Genomic DNA, 17213 nt, shown 5'->3' with positions numbered 1-17213 from the left:
ATACCGGGGAAGACGCTGAAGACCTCATCTCCATCGGGACGATCGGACTCATTAAAGCCATCGAAAGCTATTCCTCTGGAAAAGGAACAAAGCTGGCAACGTATGCGGCGCGGTGTATTGAAAACGAGATATTAATGACAAAAGGGGGGTGCAAAACTCTATGTTCAATTTTTTCTCCAGAAACCATTTACATATAAACCATAATATTCTATATTTAATTTATGTCATAAGGTGACGAACGGGTGCTATATGCTTTACTTATTGGAGAACAAGGTATTCACTCGTACCAAGGTTCTAAGTGAGGACTTACTTTTAATTATAGTATCCGTGGAAAGTCTTGTTCGATATTGAACAGGGCTTTTTGTTTAGGAGGCGAAAAAATGCTTTTAGAAGAAATTAAAAAGGATATTGAACAAATCGCTAAAAGAAAGGCACAGGAATACCATAATTATCATAATAATTTAGAGTTAGTTTATCAGCGAGATAAAAAACGTATTTCTAACCCCCAAAAAAAACAAGTGAAAATTCCTGATGAATGGAAACATGACCAAAAACATAATCCTTTCTATGTATTAAAGCATAAAGATAAGATCGCTAAATCTCTTTTCAAGAAAATTATAAACGGAACTTACAAACCTAATAAACCATTTCTAAAAAAAATAAAGAAAAAAAACAGTTCAAAAACTAGATTAATACATGTTTTTGAGATTCCTGATGAAGCAATATCTTATCATTTTTATAGACGTTTACTCGGAAAAAACAAACATAGATTCAGTTCATTTTCCTATGCTTATAGAAACGATAGAAATGTACATTATGCTATTCAAGATATTGCATTAGATATTAAAAATAATCCAAGAATGTTTATAGCTGAATTTGATTTCCGAGATTTCTTCGGGTCAATAAAGCACGAATATATCTATAAGCAATTCGATCAAAACGGCTTTCTTATAAGTGATTTCGAAAAGGACATAATTAAATCTTTTCTAGAGCATTTCCCTGATGGAGGTATTCCCCAAGGAACCTCATTATCTTTATTTTTAGCAAACCTTGTTTGCTGGCGCCTTGATAAAAAATTAGAAATAAAGGGATTGAGATTTGCACGATATGCTGATGACACAGTTATTTGGTCTGAAAGCTATCAAAAAATATGTGAAGCATTTGAAATAATGCAAGAATTCTCAAATATCGCTGAAGTAGAGATTAATTTTGAAAAATCTGAAGGTATAAGTTTGCTATCTAAAAAAGGAATCCCATCAGAATTTGACCAATTTAAAAATTCAATTAATTTTTTAGGATATAAATTATCAAGTGAATGTATTAGTATTAACGATGTTGCTATAGAGAAAATTAAGAAACATATAAGTTATCTTCTGTATAAAAATTTAATTCAACCATTGAACCAAGAAAAACTCAGGGCTATTAGAATCCCTAGTAATGGTGAGGATCCTCATTTCGTTACTGCTATAATGCAAATACGAAGATATCTTTATGGTAGACTAAGTGAGAATATTCTTAAAAATTATCTGAACGGATCGTATAAAAAATTAAATTTTAAAGGTCTAATGAGCTTCTATCCACTAATAGATGATGAAGAGCAAATTAAACATTTAGACAAATGGCTTGTTTCAACAATTCTAAGTACACTACGCAAAAGAAAACAATTGTTAGAATCACGAGGATTCTTAATGGATAACCTATTTCCTTTTAATCTAACCAATAAAAATATCATATTAATTTGTAAGGAACAGAAAATCGGAAAAAAATCAGGACTTGTTGAGATACCAAGTTTTAGAAGAATATATTTAGCTGTTAAAAATAATGTTTTGACAAAAGGTATAGAAGAAACAATGCATCCTAAATCTAATATTTATAATTATTAATATTTTTGGAGGGCTTAAGAAATTTTGCCCTCCAAATTCAAAAAGTAATTATATGAATAGTCTCTGAATCAACAATCAATACTTCTTCAACAATAAAGTTAATAATGGCTTTTTTATCTTCCAGCTTCAAATTATCCGCATTGACTGAACTTAAATAATCAAGTGCCCTTTTCATAGCATTTTCTCCTGCTGCCGATCCTTCTGATTCCTTAATCTCTTTTTTAATTTTATCATGCTGGGTCATAAGGTGATTTTGTTTCTTCTGTAGCTCAACAATCTGCGTTTTCACTTCTTCAATATCCAAGTCATCCTCTTCACTAAGACTAATTAAAGTGATTAAACGCTGCCGGCCTTTTTTCGCCTTCTCAATTTCTTTTTGAATCAGCTCAAGCTCATCTGCTTTATGCGTGGCCTTTTCCTCTTCTTTATAAACTCTATACTTCTCTGGATTGGTGATGAATTTATATATCTCATCCCATACGATTCTGTTCAGTTTATTTTCTGACATAGATTTCCCACAACCTCTATTTTTGGCTCCAGCATAATTCTTCCTACATTCATACACATAGAAATCTTCCCCATGTGATTTTCTCTTTTTACCAGTCATCGTATTTCCACAGTTTCCACAGCGCACTAGACCAGAAAGCAAATATGGATGAGTGCCATATTCCAATTGCTTTCTTCTGCTTTTACCAAGTAGCTCTTGAGCATATTCCCATTGTTCGTCAGAAACAACCGAAGGAATTTCAGTAACATAGCGTTCCTCTTCAGGCCTCAGTTTCATTATTGCGGGACCACCAGCCTGCTTTGATACATAACTGCCTTCTGTATCATACTTATATTGCTCATACTTCCCTTTATAAGATGGATTCATAAGGATCTGCCGCACTACTTGTCTATGCCAGACTTTTGCTCCTCTTTTCGTTGGGATGCCTAGTTTTGTTAAATGCAACGCAATTCCATTTACTCGGTTGAAGAAGTGACTTGAATGATCCGTAAACAAATCAAAAATCATTCTCACAACTTTTGCTTCTTCTTCTATTATCTCAAGCGTTCTTTTCTCTTTATTCATTCTGTATCCTAATAAACTAGGATCCTTAATTATTATCCCTTTTTTAATTTTTTGAAGTCTACCTGTAGAAGTTCTCTCTTTAATTTTGGCCTTTTCAAATTCAGAAATGGCTCCTCTCATTGAAAAGAACAGCTGCCCTTCAGGTGAATCTGCATAATCCCCATTTACGAAGGTTAAGACTATTCCTTTTTTCCGTAATTCATCATCTATAATTAATTGATTCATTAGTTTCCGCGACAAACGATCAGGATCATAACAAATCAATTCAGTAATTAATCCTTTGCGCGCATCTTCTCTCAGACGGTTTAAAGCTGGCCTTTCTAATAATTCACCTGAGAAGCCTTCATCTGCATATTTCAGGACATTTGTGGTCCCTGCTTTCTTCACACATGCTTCAATCTGGCTGTCTATGCTCGACCCTTTTATCGCTTGCTCCTCGGTCGATACCCTCACGTAAATTGCTTTCACGATTAATCTCCTTCCTCCACCACTTAATCAAATAGTGATAACAATCATTAATACGTGCGTCAACATTCTGTCCTTCAATGATTTTGACCTTCATCTTAGATCACCTCATGACAGGTTATGCCGACATGGATTGTCCCTATTTCATAAAGAAAATGAGTTTACCAGTAGATATAAAAAAGACCTGACTGAATGTCAGCCAGGTTCATGAAGGGGTCAATCTTATTCTTATTATAATGAAATTGACACCGTTAATCAAACGTTTGTTCCCATTTTTTTAAAAATAAATGAAACCAACTAAAGTTTTAATCCGTATTTACACTACTAACAACTTAACGGGGGCTAGAGTATGAAAAACAATCCTTACAATGACATTTTAAAACCACATAGAAAATTTATAGAAAATACAAATAAAATAATGCAGCAGCAAATGGTCCAATCTGCAATTGATGATTATAAAAGATATGAACACCAAATTAAAATAACCAAAAAATCAATGGAGGATTTCGCAAGATTGAAGCCTATAATTGATCAACACGAAAAGATAAAACAATCAATGCTGAATTGGACAAATTACATAACGATAAGAGATATAAATCTTGCAGAACTAAATGAAAAAATTCAATCTAACTTAAGAAACTTCAACTCAAACCCTATAATTTTAACAACTCAAGAGGAATCAGAAATAGATGGATTTTTAGAAGAATTACATTTTGAAAATGATGAAATTTCAACGGATGATCTAAACACAGTAATAGATGAAGCAGAAACTCTAAGTGAAAATGCTCAAAGCTATGTAAATGCATGGGTGAATTTTATAATTCTCATTTTTCTTTATTCTATGCCAGTAGTTAAGGATAACTTAGATATTAACTTTCAAGAATTTGTAACAGCTTTTGTAATGTTATTAGGAGAAAAAAAATCAGATAATGATTAAACACTGACGCTATTAACAAAAATAGAGTTCATGCTTTTTTAACTTATCTTCAAGTTTGCTCTAACTTCTCTTTCTTGACTATATCTTTAAATGCACCCTAAGGCTCCTTTAAATAACTGATTTTTGTACAAGGGGATATTCAAAATTTTTTCCAAAATTCTCCCTTTTTTGCATATTCAAGATCTCTAAGTTTTGATATAGTATTATCATACTTGGTTTAGAGGGTTATTCATTATTTTCATATATAGCACCTTTTGTTTTCTATAGTAAAGGCCAGTCTAAAATCAAGGGTACTTATAGAATATCTATTAATTAAATGAGGAGGAATTTTTATGGAGAAAAGACCAACTAACAGGCAAATGGAAATCCGACCAGATATGAGACCCGCTGAGAATGCAATGAACATACCAAGACACGAACAAAATTCAGCTGATAAACCGTCTCTAACAATGAAGCCACCGAAACCAAAGAAGAACTAATCTTCTTTGGTTTCACTTTTTTCAAGCATTAATGGTTTACAGCCTCCGCAACATCATCATTATTATATATAGTTACAACATAGCCTGTCTTAGTATCAACGAAAACATTTGATATTTTAACATCTTCGTTATCTTTTAAAAGTTTAGTATAATATTGTGTATTGCGAAGCAGCAGATTCCTCTCTAATTCAACAGGTCTGGAGACTTTTTCTATTTCCCCATATATTATTACTTCTGGATTATCAATTTTTCCAATTGATATAACTTGAGGATCATTGTTCAAAAAAGTCTCATTCCATACTGAACTGGTTCTAGAAAGCCCAGCTGTTCCACTTCTATTTCTAACCACGTTAACTAATTTAATCATCCACTTATAGACAAACTCCGAAACAGCCCAAGAGAATAGGAAACTGAAAATAACACTAAATGAAACAAAATAAACAAGAAACGCTAGATTATTTGATAATTCAAGAACATCACTTAAAGTACGAATAGATAGCCAAGAGTTATCTGCAATTTGGTGGTTTACAAATGTTGCTGTAAACTGATAAATCCCAAGAACGATCATACCGACAGGAAACCACAAAATAGCACTAATTGCTGCAATTTCAAAGTTTGAATGCTTACTTGTTGGATTTAGACCAAATAACTGTATCCAAAAATAACTTAACAAACCTGGTAAAGTGAAGATTAATACCGCTACAAAGTTCTCCATGTTACTCCTCCCTATCTCAATACCAATTAAGGATAAAACTTAGACACTGTTTTTCTTTTTGATAAATATAACACCTTTGTTCATTTAGCCATTTCTATATTTTCTCTAGAAAGGACACCTTAAAAACGTTCTATTAAGATAGAATTTCTGTTTCAATCGCAATATTTTCTCCTAGATTCACTAGCAGTGGGTCATCATTCTTTTCTAAAAATTTAGCTATTTGATGCAGAATCTCACTAATTTTTTCGTTGATCGGCATATTTTGATTTAATAAGAAAATGCAGAGAATCGTATCACCTACTTGATAAAGCGTATCTTCATCTTTTGTTTTTTCAATGTGATATTGCATCTTTTTAAAAAACCATTCAATTTCGTTCAAATCAACCATCGGGTAATATTGAATTTTATACAGATTACCTTCATCAAGGACGTCCAATTCAAATATGGCTTCAAGTTCTTCTTTACTTAAATGATTTTCAGAAAGTTCATATTCACCCTCTGCTGCTTCCTCATCAACAGTGTACTCAGCTGTATAAAGCCGCTGAATGAATTCATCAAAGGAATCTGCTAAATTAAAGTCTTCTTCCATCTCAACATCAAAATAATGAATTGTAGGATTCTCTTTCGTTTTTCGATAATCCATCGCTACCCAAGTATGGCCATCCCCGTTAATCAAAACAAGCCCTTCTGGCAGCTCCCACTCTTTTATTAAATAGGCACTATCCATAATCCCCTCATCTTCTGCAATTCCCAAAAGATGATTAAATTGAATATGATCCTCAGCCCAAGAATTAGAGTGAGTGGTTGGAAAAGCATTATGAACTATATAACCGCCATTCTGTTCCAATATGAGCTTTTTATATGTATCTGGCAAAGTGACTCCTAGTTTCTTTTCAGCCTTAGCTACTTCTTCTGCGGTGATCTTTTTTAACGTATAGTAACCTTCATCGTCTATTTCCCAAAAAGATTTCAAAGTTTATTTCCTCCTAGTGTCATTTAACAAAACTCCCTTACGAACATATATTCTGTTAAACTATTTTTGGTGGTGATTTTATGTCTGATCTCGAAAGAAAGATCTATCGAATTATTTATAATATGAGTCGCTTCCGTAAGAATCCAACAATTGATGATCTGAAAAGAAAAACTGGTAAAGACGAAAGGGCTGTAAGACAAGCAGTACAAAACCTTCTGTCAAAAGAAGAATTGATATGGGATAAAAAGAAAAGAGAATGGCGGTTTTAAATATTAACTATATTTTCTTTATCCGAGTGCCTGAATACAAAACTAACAAGAGCAACTTCTGTATAGAAGTTGCTCTTGTTCTAATCTTCATCCTCAGGATCTTCGTCTACACCCAATATCAAATTCTGATCAGTAAAATACATCTCGTAAAGTGTACTCTCTGTTACTTCTCCATTTAATATTCTTTGGTTAAGTATAAACATTAAATCTATAGGTTCACGATCATAATAAATGTAATCTCCTTCTTCGAAATGAAGAATAGGCTTATTTAAGTAGGCATAAGATTTTGGCTTTGTAAAGTACGTCCATTGCACTTGAGGATGGTTTCTTCTAATAACTTCTGCATAATAAATCCCTATATCCATTGCTATTGCATAGTCCACTTTCGCTAATTCAACTGGATTAGCCAATAAACTCTCTTTTTCATCTTCATAAATATAATCAGGATATTGACTTAATCGTTCTAATTCTCTACCAATCTCTTCTTCTGATAGTTCATAAATCTCCACTTGAGATAAAAACCAACTATAGATATCTATAAGTGATTCGGGAGTGAAATTAAAATCCACTTCTCCATTAGTAACATTTTTCAGAATTTCAATCCGGTCTGGAATCTGATTAATAAACCACTCGAAGTGAATTTTAGCTTCTTTTTTCGATAAATTCTCAAAGGATTCCACTGTAACCGGTGGTTCCATTAAAGGGTATTCCATGAACTAACCTCCGCTTAAATAGTTACTTATGAATTTGATAAGGAATTTTCTTTTTCTCTAAGTATTCCTTCAAGTTCTTAGTGATACCTATCTTACCAGTTTTGGCACTTTTAAAAAAGTGCCACTTTACGCCTTTAACTCTGCCTTCACTTCTTAACCTGGCATCTTTATCAATTTGTTTTCTCACAAAGTTTGATAAACTTGTATAGCCAACTTTAGATTCGTGTGCAACACCTTTTTTTGAAACATAAGCATCAATTATTCTTTTTTCAAACACATATTTTTTCTTTTTCCTGTCGTAAACTTTTACATTTTTAAAAGTTTTGTGGCCATTTCCATTAACATGAGCATTTAGATATTTTTCACCTTCTGCACCGGTTTTGAATCCTCTTGCAGGAAGTGTTGGCTTTGGAGTAGGTTTGGGTTTTGGAGTTGGTCTAACTTTTCCTATTCCTCCTCCACCAGCCGGGTATCCGTTGCCTCCTCCCATATCTTTATTCATAAACGCTGTTATTACTGGATCATTATTTGAGCTAGAAATCGTTTCAGCATCTTCGTTTATTCCCAAAAGCTCTTCAAGTTCTTCATACGCATCTGATTCATTATCTTCCTCAATAATCACACTACTATCTTCTTGATATGCCTCATCATCTTGACCGACAGCTTTTGCTTGTGGAATAAAACCTGTAACACCTACAAACAATGAAAATATTAATAGTAAACTTAAAATCTTGTTAGTGATTTTCACCTATTAATCCTCCTGTTTTAGTTCTGTTAGTTATTTATGAATTTTATAAGGAATTTTCTTTTTCTCTAAGTATTCCTTCAAGTTCTTGGTGATACCAATCTTTCCTGTTCTAGCACTTTTGAAAAAGTGCCACTTTACGCCTTTAACTCTGCCTTCACTTCTTAACCTGGCATCTTTATCAATTTGTTTTCTCACAAAGTTTGATAAACTTGTATAGCCAACTTTAGATTCGTGTGCAACACCTTTTTTTGAAACATAAGCATCAATTATTCTTTTTTCAAACACATATTTTTTCTTTTTCCTGTCGTAAACTTTTACATTTTTAAAAGTTTTATGGCCATTTCCATTAACATGAGCATTTAGATATTTTTCACCTTCTGCACCGGTTTTGAATCCTTTTGCTGGAAGTGTTGGTTTTGGTGTAGATTTTGGTGTTGGTTTTGGCTTTGGTACAATGGAACCACCTCCACCACCGCCTCCTATACGGCCTCCATTAAAACCACCTCTATCCCAAGATTGAGTAGTTATTTTAATATTTTGTAGTTCTTCTTCGCTTAGAGAACCTTCGTCTGAACTTTCTTCGACTCCTTGAATTTCTTCAAGTTCTTCCTCAGCATCAGTATCATTATCTTCCTCAATAATCATGCTACTATCTTCTAAATAAGCCTCATCTTCGTCTTGACTGACAGCTTTCACTTGTGGAATAAAACCTGTAACACCTACAAACAATGAAAATATTAATAGTAAACTTAAAACCTTGTTAGTGATTTTCACCTAATAATCCTCCTATTTATGTAATTTAAAGCTCCTTTAGTATAGTTTTACTTCAAATTTAAATAAAGACTTTAGAGGATATTTAAGGTAAATTTAAGATTTTATTGTAATATAATAGAATTATTTGTATTTAGAACTTTTTAATAGAAGCATTTAATTCATTGAGGAGACATCATGAAGTAACAACTGAGGGGATACTAATACTAAACGTAAAAAACGCCCCATCCGGCTAGGGACGGGGCTGCTTTTTTACAAAGTTATTTTTCGTTTGAAGTTTATTAAAGATTTATCCGATGTTCCGGAATCGTCGATTATAAACACTTGTAAATCAATTTCTTTGATATTTTTATAGTTAACATCTTTTAATGACCAATAAGTCAGGCTCTCAAACGTATCCCCTTGCTGTTCCAATTTCCCATAGCTTTTATCATAGTCAACGTAAGTTAGGTCTTTAGGACCCAACGTAGTCTTTGAGTTCACTCGTATAGCGCGTGTAGCAGCAGCGATGGAGTATTTTTTATCCTTAGATTTATTTTTAAATGATAGACTCATCCCTATGAGTCCCTCTGAGAAATGTATCTTTTCTACACTTACCTCTAAGCCGTTAATTTCATCTGTATACGCAACGTCAATAGTGTGTGTATCTTTTGGCAGAGCGTCAGTGAACGTGCCTACTGTACTATCTTCGAAGTTGTAGTCAATGTCTTCTTTAAGATCAGATACTTTTACGCTCCTACACCCCGTTAGAAGTAGTAGAAAACTAGTAAAAATCAAAAAATATACGGAAATCTTCTTTATCTTTATATCTTCCGCCTCCCCTCCGCTCAATTATACGTAATTATTATGTAAGACGGCTACCCACATTTTATACGTAAGCAACCGCCAAAAATTCCGCTTATTTCTTTCCGACTTCATCTAATGCTTTTCTATCACGGATCATGTGACAGTACTTATTTCAATGCTTTTTGAAGAGCTGCTTTAGTCTTTGGACCATAGATGCCATCAGCAGCAAGTCCATACATAAGCTGAAACCGCTTGACCGCATTCGCAGTTTTCGTTCCATAATAGCCGTCAATACCATTGTTTTTTGCCCCCTTTTCAGGATAGAAATAAACAGCAGCCAGAGCCTCCTGTAATGCTTTTACACCAGCGCCCTTTGTTAAAGGCTTTGTTACTTTAATAATGCCAGATGGCAAGTTAAATGATTTTTTAGGTTTACTCGTTTTTGGCTTGGATGACGTATTTTTGACAGGTGTCGCTTTCACAGGTTTGGCTGTTGCCTTTTTCCCTGTATGAGCGGTTGCAATACCCGCCTTGAAGCTGTCCCAGCGATTAAGCAGCTTTCGTGGACATTGTTTACCGCTCCATCTCTTATGAGGTACAACGTTTGCCAATGGGATGCCTTGTTCTGTCATCAGCTTCCGAATGAGCCATTGAGCATTTTCAACCGCTTTTTCAAAATTGCCGTCTGCATTTTCACAAATCTCAATTCCAATTGACTTCATGTTTCCGGTTCCTCGGCCATCTCCTGCATGCCATCCGTTTTCATTTAACGGCAGATGTTGATAGATGCGATTTTCATCCACCGTATAGTGCCAGCTTACACCTGTACTAGATCGTTTCACAAACGATGCGTGACTCGCTGCGTTTGCCCCTTTTGCTGTGTTAGCTGTGTTATGAACCGTAATATATAAAGGTTTCATATAGTTGCCAGGACGGTTCTTGTTGCTTTTCGGAATAAAATCTTTAATGATTTTTACCACGTTCATCGTCTCCTTTGATCAATTTAATATAAAAAGAGCCACCTCGTGGCAGCTCCTTACTTCGTTAATCCTTTTTGTTTCAGGATTTCTTTTTGTAACTTGCCTTTGTCAGTCACATAGTTGTTTTTAAACCATGCCACCAGTGTTGTTACGATTGTAAAGATCATTGAGCCAGCAAGGTACAATGTCTCAGCCAACGAAGTGACTTGATCCTCGCTGATCGGCAAGATTGGCTTGCCAAATAGAATTAACGTTTGGTTGATCAATGCCATAAATAGAAGCACCGTGCGGATCACCGTGCCTTTGTCGAAGTTTTTCATATTCAAATCCTCTTTTCTTTTTATTTTTGGTTTCTTTCAATGCGATCTAGTTTTTCTATGACAACATCATATTTCTCACTGAATTTTTCTAACACTTGGTTTTGAGCATCTATTTGCTCGTTGAGTTTACTTTCTCTTTCTTTTGTTGTGTTGAGAACATAAAACAACACCCAACAAAAAAGAACCGCAAAGGGTCCTTGTGTCATCAAATATTGCGCCAAATCCATTTCCACCATACTCACCTACTCCCTCACTTTGTACACCCCCCTTAAAGAGGCAAAATAAAAAGCCCCTCTAGGCTTCGTATTGTTCTCCTGTTATGTCTTGATAGTCATCTACCGAGATCCAGCCAATGTTTACATAAAAGGCAATGTCTTCAGGACCATAACACTTCCAATCCCAAAACTGCTTTATATCCGCAACTGTTGGATATATCATGATTTTCCACCACCCTTCAACTCCTGAATCTCAGTCATGAGTTGAGCTAGTTGTTTTGCCATCTGCGCCTCACGCAATTTAGCTGCAGCTGCTTCCTTTGACAGTTCAGTCAATTGTTTGGTTAAGACCGCGTTTTGCTGTTTTAGTAAATCAATATCATACGGCGGTTGCTCTGTTTTTAAGCTATCAATGTACTCCTGGGTTGCCGACTCGCTCCATGTTTTGCTTGCGGAATTATATTCCGCTATATATAACCCTTCTTGGGGTTGGACATCTGTAAATCCCTCTGGAATTTCAGCATCATCGGGTATTTCTTTATCCCCACCAGGTATATACTTAAAATTATCATCATAGGCGTATATTGGCTTCATAAAATCACTCCTTTGCTTTAAACATACAATTCACGACAATAAACTCAGTATTACTACTCGTGTCTTGTATGCAGAAACGTCCATCTGTAGCGATATACTGTCTACTAAATTGCGGTCCCTTAAAACCACCGGTACTAGAAGCGATGCCAACATTATAGAGAGGGAAAGGCGGTTCACACCCTTCTGGCAACATAAACGCACCAACATCCCCAAGTGTACCGCCTGTGATGGCTCCTGTAACATGAACAATGCCCATCGCATCCTTTGCAACGCGAACCCGATAGTCATTATTGACCTCAGACTTATATGTTTTCCATCCGTTTCTGATAGTCGGTAACTTCCAGTCGAGTTTTGCATCTTTACTGGTTGTAATTCTCTCCCACCCTTTGAAACCTTGTGCATGGAATGTGCCAATCCAAGTTATGTTATCAAATGATCTTGTAGCGATAATGCGTTTATATATGACTTCGTTTTGTTCATACGCAGTTTCAAAAACATCAACATAATAAAAACTTGTATCATTTTCTACTGGAGCATTAAGGAGTTGAGCTCCCATGTAAGGACCTGTCGGTAATTTGAATATATCGGTACCATTTGGAACCCTCGCAACTCTTCCATCGTTTGGAGTGAGCCTATATAACTGACTATTATTCCATTTATTCCTTTCGGCAACTGACGGCAGCTGCGTCCAAGTGATAGATATATGGGTAGAATTATAGTAGAAGTAATATGCATTACCTGACGTGTCTACTGCAAAACCGGTTCCGATGTTGTTTTGTCCCACCGTCTGAATACCTCTCAAATAGGCATTGCTTGGCGCTGGGGAATCTTCTACACCAGGGGATGCAATGAAAGTGCAGGTCCCTTTGTCTTTAATCGCATCATAAATATTTTTGTCAGCCGGAACAGAGATCAAGTACTTGCCGTCATCAGCTGTGATCTTATATAGCTGCGATTCATTCCATTTTTTCTTCTCTGCTGTAGATGCATGTGGCTGAGTATCGCCAATATGTTCAATGATCTGATCTAACAGTCCAAAGTCATTTTCAAGCAACACTTTAACCATTTCATTGAACAAATCCGCATGAGCTTTATCACTTGTTTCAAACACTTTAGGAGATTTAATGTCCATCGATGAGCACTCCTTTCCTAGTAAATATCATCAATCTCAAAGATGAATTCAATGTCACCATCTTTTTGCTTGTCTGTCATAGTGCGGATGGCGGTGAATTTACCGTCTTCGTCGACAAGTGCTAGTTCGTTGATCACTTCTCCTGCCAGTTCTCCTTCAGCGATGGTGCACGTGTACCGGATCTTCGCCGGCTCCATGAATTTATAGGAATCAATGTCCTTTTGAACAAGTTCATTTTTGAGTTCTTGTTCTGTTCCATCCAGGGAGATTGGCTTTCCGTCCTTCGTTCCTCCATTCCCAAAAGCCATCTTAACCACTTTCGTGAGCTTCGTTCCCTCCGCTCTAGCCTTCGCCATTTGTTGGCGAGCATAAAGCGTTGTAACGGTTAATTGATCAGCCATTATGATCCTCCTTTATAAATCTATTTGTTTGGACGTGGCAGCTAGATATTTTGAACCGTCTAGCGGTACTGATCCATCAAGCGTCCAATATTTCTGCTTAATGATTACACTTCCGCTTTGCTCATTTGATACATGAGCAGCCATGCGGAATGTTACTTTCCTTTTTTCTTTATTTACGTGTTTGAAACGAGATCGGAGTGTAAGAGCTGCTTGTTGATCCGTTTCGTGTTTGGCTCCTACCATGACATATCTTGTACGTCCAAGAACTTTCATTTCTTTTTTGAGCTTCATGGCCAATTTTAAAGACTGCCTAAACCGAACAGGAATGTCAGTAGAATTGCGCGATCCGCTCAAATAAAAAGTGCCATTAAGTAAAAACTCTCCATTTAACAGAATCGGGATGTGATCAAAAAAGCCCACTCTGCTGCGCAGTGTGAGCCGGTTATGATAGTCTTTGATTTCATGAACATCCGTATGATGTATGCTTGTAAATTTGTAAGCCAAGTGAGCCGGCTTCAAGTTTTCAAGCGTCTCTACAATGTATCTGGTATTCTGCAGGTCATCCAAATTAACACGAAGAGAGAAATGATAGCAACCAGTTGTAAGACGAACCACTGCGCTAGGATTCTTCAGGAAGCGGTTGACTGCCCTCTCTAAAGAAGCATAAGTAATCGGTGGAATGTTGGACATGAGATTCAAAATACGTGCCCTGCGCAGCTCAATAGAATCACCTGACTCCCGCTTCACCTTCAGCATCCTTTCCCATCGATCCAATCCCCATGTTGCTGTGACCGGAAACAATTGATCAGTCATATCAAAAATAGAATCGTCTAGCCTTTCCATCTCGGGAGCTTCGGATTTCATGAGCTCATCAAAATCTGTGATCTCTGTGAGATAAGCAGGAAGGTAAGCTTTCATTTCATCAAGCTTGCTCAATGACGTTCACCTGCCCTAGACGCGGAATTTCAATGTCTTGGAGCGGCAAGTTTTTGGCTTCACCATTGATCAAGACATCCGCATAATCAGAGACACTATCCGCATGATACAAAATGTCATTGATCGCTGACATTCTGATCACATTTTCTTCAAAGGCAAGTGATTTTAGGAGAGTCTTGATCTTCTCCTCTATTTCTTGTTGAGCATCTTCAAGTGAATAGTCCATTTTAAGCTCCACCGATACGGACACCTCAACATCTTTCCACTTGGCGCTTTCGACAGTGGCAGTAGCCCCGATTGGTGCTTGGCCTTCCCCTTCTCCTGGAACCGGATCAATGTACTCTTGGACCTTATTGACGAGCAGATCCGTCGCAACATCAAAATTCCCGTCAGTGATGACAACTTTTACTGTGCCTTCACCATTCCAAAGTGGGAACACCTTCGCCCTGCCAACTCCTTCAACTTCTTCAGCCCACTTTTTATAGTGAGCTTTGTTGGCACTGACAGCCTCCCGCCTTGCCCTCATCAAGTACCGTTCATACAGCGCTTCATCGTCTTCTTCTTCTTGACCAGGTATTTTCAGCTCCTCAAAAATGACTGATTCTAAACCTGGTATGTTATCGAGTGATAGGAGCGGCAGTTCTGCAAAATTCCCATTGCCTACAGCACCAGTCGTTTCACACTTCAGCGTGCCGTCAGATTGATATTGAAAATATAGACTGTCAATGTAGAACCTTGAGCCAATTGGTATTCTGATACCTTCAGGCGAGACTTCAACGGACCATACAGCACTTGTGGCCGCTTTACGAGTGATTCCAACTTCAGCAGCTCGTTTATCTAAAAATTCTCCCTGCGCTGTATCCGCAAAGACAAGATCGAATACCTGGTCTAGCCATATATAAGATTGAGCAAGTTCGGCAGCTGCAGGAGCCAACGCATTCCATATCACGCTGTTTTCTCTTTTATCTATGTCATCAGGTATTCTTTCCAACATGCGTTCCATGATGGCTTCATACGATTGTTCCTCAAACATCTTCGCCAATCACCTCCTCGATCTCCAAGGTTCCTTCATCTGTCACCACGTCAAATACCACCTTAAAGGCTGCACCCTCTTTAGTGATCTTAAAATCTTGCACACTTTCAATTCTTTCATCTACTAAAAGAGCTTCTTCAATGAGCCGCGGAATCTCCATCTCCTTGTATTCATCCGTTGATTCTTCATCAGACACAGCTTCTTGAACCTCACATCCTACATCATGGCTATAAACAGCATGTGAATATCGTTCCGTTCGCAAAGCCATATAGACGAATTGACGAATAGCATCAAGACCATTAATCTTTTCATTGGTTAAACGGCCAGACTCAAAGTCGATTCGGTAGGTAGTCGAAGGTTCAACAATATCCTCTTCGTCCTCATCCAAATCCTCAATTTCTTCTTCAGGTGAAAGAGCCATTATGAACCACCTCCTACTACTTTATCTAAGATGTAAAATATCTGGCCCCCTGTCATCGCAAGAACCATGACACTATCGCCTTCTTCGAGTGCATCATCTTCATCTTCGTCCAATCGAGTTGGCCACATAAGCAGATCTTCCGGAATAATGAGTTTGTCATTCTCCTTGAGTCGAACACTAAGAGGGGAAACAGACACCACATCACCAAGTATCAATTCCATAGGCGATTGTGCATCCACAGCATTGACAGCCAATCGCTTAATTGCCTCGCTTAGTTTCATGACTGGTTCCCCGTTGGGATTGTATTCTTTTCAACGACATCAATTGTCATGGTGTGTTTGGTTCCCTTAAATTCATGGCTGTCTTGATCGATCCAATACGTTTTCTTGATGCCGATATCCGGAATGATGATCCGGACAGGCATGCCGCTTTGTAATCCAGGTATACCTAGAGCTTGGATGCTTTTCAGTTCTTTTTTTACACCCTTCTTTTGCGCCAGTCGTACATCAGCTCTCTTTTGCAGCTGTGCTTGGTTGATCTCTCCTGACACTCTTTCAACGTGCTGGAGGATGCCGTATTTACTTCTAGCAGCACTATCATTCGCCACAACCAGCATTTCAATTTCTTTCTTTTGAGTGACAGTTTTCGGCTTCTTGGGTTTAGTGTTTTTCTTATCTTTGTCTGTAGACTTCGATTTCTTTTTTTCCTTCTTTAAAACTTTGATTTTTTCCACTCGTGTAGCTCTCATCTTCACACGAGTGGCCGTTTCCTCAATCGAGGTGCTGTACTGATAATCAATGAGATTCACGCCTGATTCAATGACCCATACTTCGGACGGATCAGGCCATGCTCTAAGTCCCATCTTTCCTTTAGCAGAATAGATTTGATAGTTACGTCCTGTTTGCTTTTTTGTTTCCCTGAGAGCCTGCAAGATGATGTCATAAAGGCTTGTATCGTTTTTGAATACAAGCGATTTAATGACATGCCCTGTATTGGCGATAGAAGTCATTGGAATTTGAAAGTCAGCTCCAATCCGCCTTAAGATTTGATCTGCTCTTTGATTTGAAAAAACATAGACATCCTGGTTCTTCACCAAATACTGAAGCATATCGTATGCGGTAAAGGTCAGCTTTTCATTCTTGGGCGTTCTTGCAAACACTGTTCCACGAAAGAGTTCTTTTCCTTTCCACTTGAAAAGAACAGTGTCACCCTCTTTGATGCTGTAATACTTTTGACTTCCTTGTTTTGTAACGATCGTTGCTTGTATTGAGCGGGGGGCCTGATACCTTTGCCCCCGAAGTGTCACGCTCTCTGTCACAAGCTCGTACATGGTACCGCTTCTGATGGCAAAAAGCTCAATCAATGTCAGC

21 protein-coding genes and 2 pseudogenes are annotated in these 17213 nt (G+C 37.1%); 4 read left to right on the top strand and 19 right to left on the bottom strand.

Annotated features, from left to right (window positions below; genetic code table 11):
* Together C6347_RS16115 and C6347_RS16110 are read left to right on the top strand one after the other, a co-directional pair.
* Positions 1-137: pseudogene (locus C6347_RS16115) on the top strand (sigma factor); the annotation flags it as partial.
* Positions 138-380: 243 nt separating this feature from the next.
* Positions 381-1883: a reverse transcriptase domain-containing protein gene (locus C6347_RS16110; protein WP_106071849.1), complete on the top strand. Its 1503-nt coding sequence runs from the start codon at positions 381-383 to the stop codon at positions 1881-1883.
* A gap of 37 nt (positions 1884-1920) precedes the next feature.
* Here C6347_RS16110 and C6347_RS16105 read toward each other — a convergent pair whose 3' ends face one another.
* Positions 1921-3423 carry a recombinase family protein gene (locus C6347_RS16105; protein WP_106071848.1) on the bottom strand — a complete coding sequence of 501 codons (1503 nt, stop codon included), beginning with the start codon at positions 3421-3423 and terminating at the stop codon, positions 1921-1923.
* A 346-nt stretch (positions 3424-3769) separates the two neighbouring features.
* Between C6347_RS16105 and C6347_RS16100 the strand changes: the two genes are divergently transcribed.
* Entirely contained in the window at positions 3770-4357 is a 588-nt protein-coding gene (locus C6347_RS16100) for a hypothetical protein (protein WP_106071847.1), read from the top strand.
* Between the two features lie 507 nt (positions 4358-4864).
* Here the strand turns inward: C6347_RS16100 and C6347_RS16095 are convergent.
* Complete coding sequence (locus tag C6347_RS16095; RefSeq protein WP_106071846.1) at positions 4865-5551, bottom strand: hypothetical protein; 687 nt, start codon at positions 5549-5551, stop codon at positions 4865-4867.
* A 133-nt stretch (positions 5552-5684) separates the two neighbouring features.
* On the bottom strand, positions 5685-6524 hold the full coding sequence (locus C6347_RS16090) for an SMI1/KNR4 family protein (protein WP_106071845.1): 840 nt from the start codon (positions 6522-6524) through the stop codon (positions 5685-5687).
* An 80-nt stretch (positions 6525-6604) separates the two neighbouring features.
* On the opposite strand from C6347_RS16090, the gene C6347_RS16085 reads away from it, so the two are divergent.
* Entirely contained in the window at positions 6605-6793 is a 189-nt protein-coding gene (locus C6347_RS16085) for a hypothetical protein (protein ID WP_061419632.1), read from the top strand.
* A gap of 80 nt (positions 6794-6873) precedes the next feature.
* Here the strand turns inward: C6347_RS16085 and C6347_RS16080 are convergent, their stop codons facing one another.
* From C6347_RS16080 to C6347_RS16005, 16 genes and pseudogenes are all read right to left on the bottom strand, one after another.
* Positions 6874-7506 carry a hypothetical protein gene (locus C6347_RS16080; protein ID WP_106071844.1) on the bottom strand — a complete coding sequence of 211 codons (633 nt, stop codon included), beginning with the start codon at positions 7504-7506 and terminating at the stop codon, positions 6874-6876.
* 22 nt (positions 7507-7528) lie between these two features.
* The gene (locus C6347_RS16075) at positions 7529-8254 is read right to left on the bottom strand and encodes a hypothetical protein (RefSeq protein ID WP_106071843.1); all 726 of its coding nucleotides are present in this window, start codon (positions 8252-8254) and stop codon (positions 7529-7531) included.
* A 30-nt stretch (positions 8255-8284) separates the two neighbouring features.
* Positions 8285-9028: a hypothetical protein gene (locus C6347_RS16070; RefSeq protein WP_106071842.1), complete on the bottom strand. Its 744-nt coding sequence runs from the start codon at positions 9026-9028 to the stop codon at positions 8285-8287.
* A 249-nt stretch (positions 9029-9277) separates the two neighbouring features.
* A complete protein-coding gene (locus C6347_RS16065; protein WP_106071841.1) occupies positions 9278-9856 on the bottom strand; it encodes a hypothetical protein in 579 nt (192 codons plus the stop codon).
* A 122-nt stretch (positions 9857-9978) separates the two neighbouring features.
* Positions 9979-10791: a peptidoglycan recognition protein family protein gene (locus C6347_RS16060; protein ID WP_106071840.1), complete on the bottom strand. Its 813-nt coding sequence runs from the start codon at positions 10789-10791 to the stop codon at positions 9979-9981.
* Between the two features lie 56 nt (positions 10792-10847).
* The gene (locus C6347_RS16055; protein ID WP_025092922.1) at positions 10848-11111 is read right to left on the bottom strand and encodes a phage holin; all 264 of its coding nucleotides are present in this window, start codon (positions 11109-11111) and stop codon (positions 10848-10850) included.
* A gap of 20 nt (positions 11112-11131) precedes the next feature.
* Positions 11132-11344: a BhlA/UviB family holin-like peptide gene (locus tag C6347_RS16050; RefSeq protein WP_101677298.1), complete on the bottom strand. Its 213-nt coding sequence runs from the start codon at positions 11342-11344 to the stop codon at positions 11132-11134.
* Positions 11345-11405: 61 nt separating this feature from the next.
* Complete coding sequence (locus C6347_RS16045; protein WP_181185477.1) at positions 11406-11549, bottom strand: XkdX family protein; 144 nt, start codon at positions 11547-11549, stop codon at positions 11406-11408.
* Positions 11546-11920: a hypothetical protein gene (locus tag C6347_RS16040; RefSeq protein WP_106071839.1), complete on the bottom strand. Its 375-nt coding sequence runs from the start codon at positions 11918-11920 to the stop codon at positions 11546-11548. Before C6347_RS16040 ends, C6347_RS16045 begins: the two co-directional genes overlap by 4 nt.
* A gap of 4 nt (positions 11921-11924) precedes the next feature.
* Positions 11925-13052 carry a hypothetical protein gene (locus C6347_RS16035; RefSeq protein ID WP_106071838.1) on the bottom strand — a complete coding sequence of 376 codons (1128 nt, stop codon included), beginning with the start codon at positions 13050-13052 and terminating at the stop codon, positions 11925-11927.
* Positions 13053-13069: 17 nt separating this feature from the next.
* Positions 13070-13453, bottom strand: a complete 384-nt coding sequence (locus C6347_RS16030) for a phage tail-collar fiber domain-containing protein (RefSeq protein ID WP_106071837.1) — start codon at positions 13451-13453, stop codon at positions 13070-13072.
* A gap of 495 nt (positions 13454-13948) precedes the next feature.
* Positions 13949-14389: pseudogene (locus tag C6347_RS19570) on the bottom strand (YmfQ family protein); the annotation flags it as partial.
* Positions 14376-15422: a baseplate J/gp47 family protein gene (locus C6347_RS16020; RefSeq protein ID WP_106071835.1), complete on the bottom strand. Its 1047-nt coding sequence runs from the start codon at positions 15420-15422 to the stop codon at positions 14376-14378. The gene C6347_RS16020 and the pseudogene C6347_RS19570, both read right to left, overlap by 14 nt.
* On the bottom strand, positions 15415-15843 hold the full coding sequence (locus tag C6347_RS16015) for a DUF2634 domain-containing protein (protein WP_106071834.1): 429 nt from the start codon (positions 15841-15843) through the stop codon (positions 15415-15417). Before C6347_RS16015 ends, C6347_RS16020 begins: the two co-directional genes overlap by 8 nt.
* Positions 15843-16124 carry a DUF2577 family protein gene (locus C6347_RS16010; RefSeq protein ID WP_106071833.1) on the bottom strand — a complete coding sequence of 94 codons (282 nt, stop codon included), beginning with the start codon at positions 16122-16124 and terminating at the stop codon, positions 15843-15845. The genes C6347_RS16015 and C6347_RS16010 overlap by 1 nt, the downstream gene beginning before the upstream one ends.
* Positions 16121-17206, bottom strand: coding sequence for an XkdQ/YqbQ family protein (locus C6347_RS16005; RefSeq protein WP_106071832.1), 1086 nt, complete (start codon positions 17204-17206; stop codon positions 16121-16123). The genes C6347_RS16010 and C6347_RS16005 overlap by 4 nt, the downstream gene beginning before the upstream one ends.
* Between the last annotated feature and the right edge of the window lie 7 nt (positions 17207-17213).

The sequence above is a fragment of the Bacillus sp. NMTD17 genome (assembly GCF_002998735.1).
Taxonomy (GTDB): Bacteria; Bacillota; Bacilli; order Bacillales; family Bacillaceae; genus Bacillus.
The sequence above is the reverse complement of the archived record's forward strand: the minus strand, read 5'-3'. Positions and strand labels throughout refer to the sequence as shown.

What these genes read in the sequence shown, in the direction of transcription:
- C6347_RS16110 (WP_106071849.1), top strand. Translation starts at nt 381, where the DNA reads ATGCTTTTAGAAGAAATTAAAAAGGATATTGAACAAATCGCTAAAAGA.
- C6347_RS16100 (WP_106071847.1), top strand. Translation starts at nt 3,770, where the DNA reads ATGAAAAACAATCCTTACAATGACATTTTAAAACCACATAGAAAATTT.
- C6347_RS16095 (WP_106071846.1), bottom strand. Translation starts at nt 5,551, where the DNA reads ATGGAGAACTTTGTAGCGGTATTAATCTTCACTTTACCAGGTTTGTTA.
- C6347_RS16085 (WP_061419632.1), top strand. Translation starts at nt 6,605, where the DNA reads ATGTCTGATCTCGAAAGAAAGATCTATCGAATTATTTATAATATGAGT.
- C6347_RS16080 (WP_106071844.1), bottom strand. Translation starts at nt 7,506, where the DNA reads ATGGAATACCCTTTAATGGAACCACCGGTTACAGTGGAATCCTTTGAG.
- C6347_RS16055 (WP_025092922.1), bottom strand. Translation starts at nt 11,111, where the DNA reads ATGAAAAACTTCGACAAAGGCACGGTGATCCGCACGGTGCTTCTATTT.
- C6347_RS16045 (WP_181185477.1), bottom strand. Translation starts at nt 11,549, where the DNA reads ATGATATATCCAACAGTTGCGGATATAAAGCAGTTTTGGGATTGGAAG.
- C6347_RS16040 (WP_106071839.1), bottom strand. Translation starts at nt 11,920, where the DNA reads ATGAAGCCAATATACGCCTATGATGATAATTTTAAGTATATACCTGGT.
- C6347_RS16035 (WP_106071838.1), bottom strand. Translation starts at nt 13,052, where the DNA reads ATGGACATTAAATCTCCTAAAGTGTTTGAAACAAGTGATAAAGCTCAT.
- C6347_RS16030 (WP_106071837.1), bottom strand. Translation starts at nt 13,453, where the DNA reads ATGGCTGATCAATTAACCGTTACAACGCTTTATGCTCGCCAACAAATG.
- C6347_RS16020 (WP_106071835.1), bottom strand. Translation starts at nt 15,422, where the DNA reads ATGTTTGAGGAACAATCGTATGAAGCCATCATGGAACGCATGTTGGAA.
- C6347_RS16015 (WP_106071834.1), bottom strand. Translation starts at nt 15,843, where the DNA reads ATGGCTCTTTCACCTGAAGAAGAAATTGAGGATTTGGATGAGGACGAA.
- C6347_RS16010 (WP_106071833.1), bottom strand. Translation starts at nt 16,124, where the DNA reads ATGAAACTAAGCGAGGCAATTAAGCGATTGGCTGTCAATGCTGTGGAT.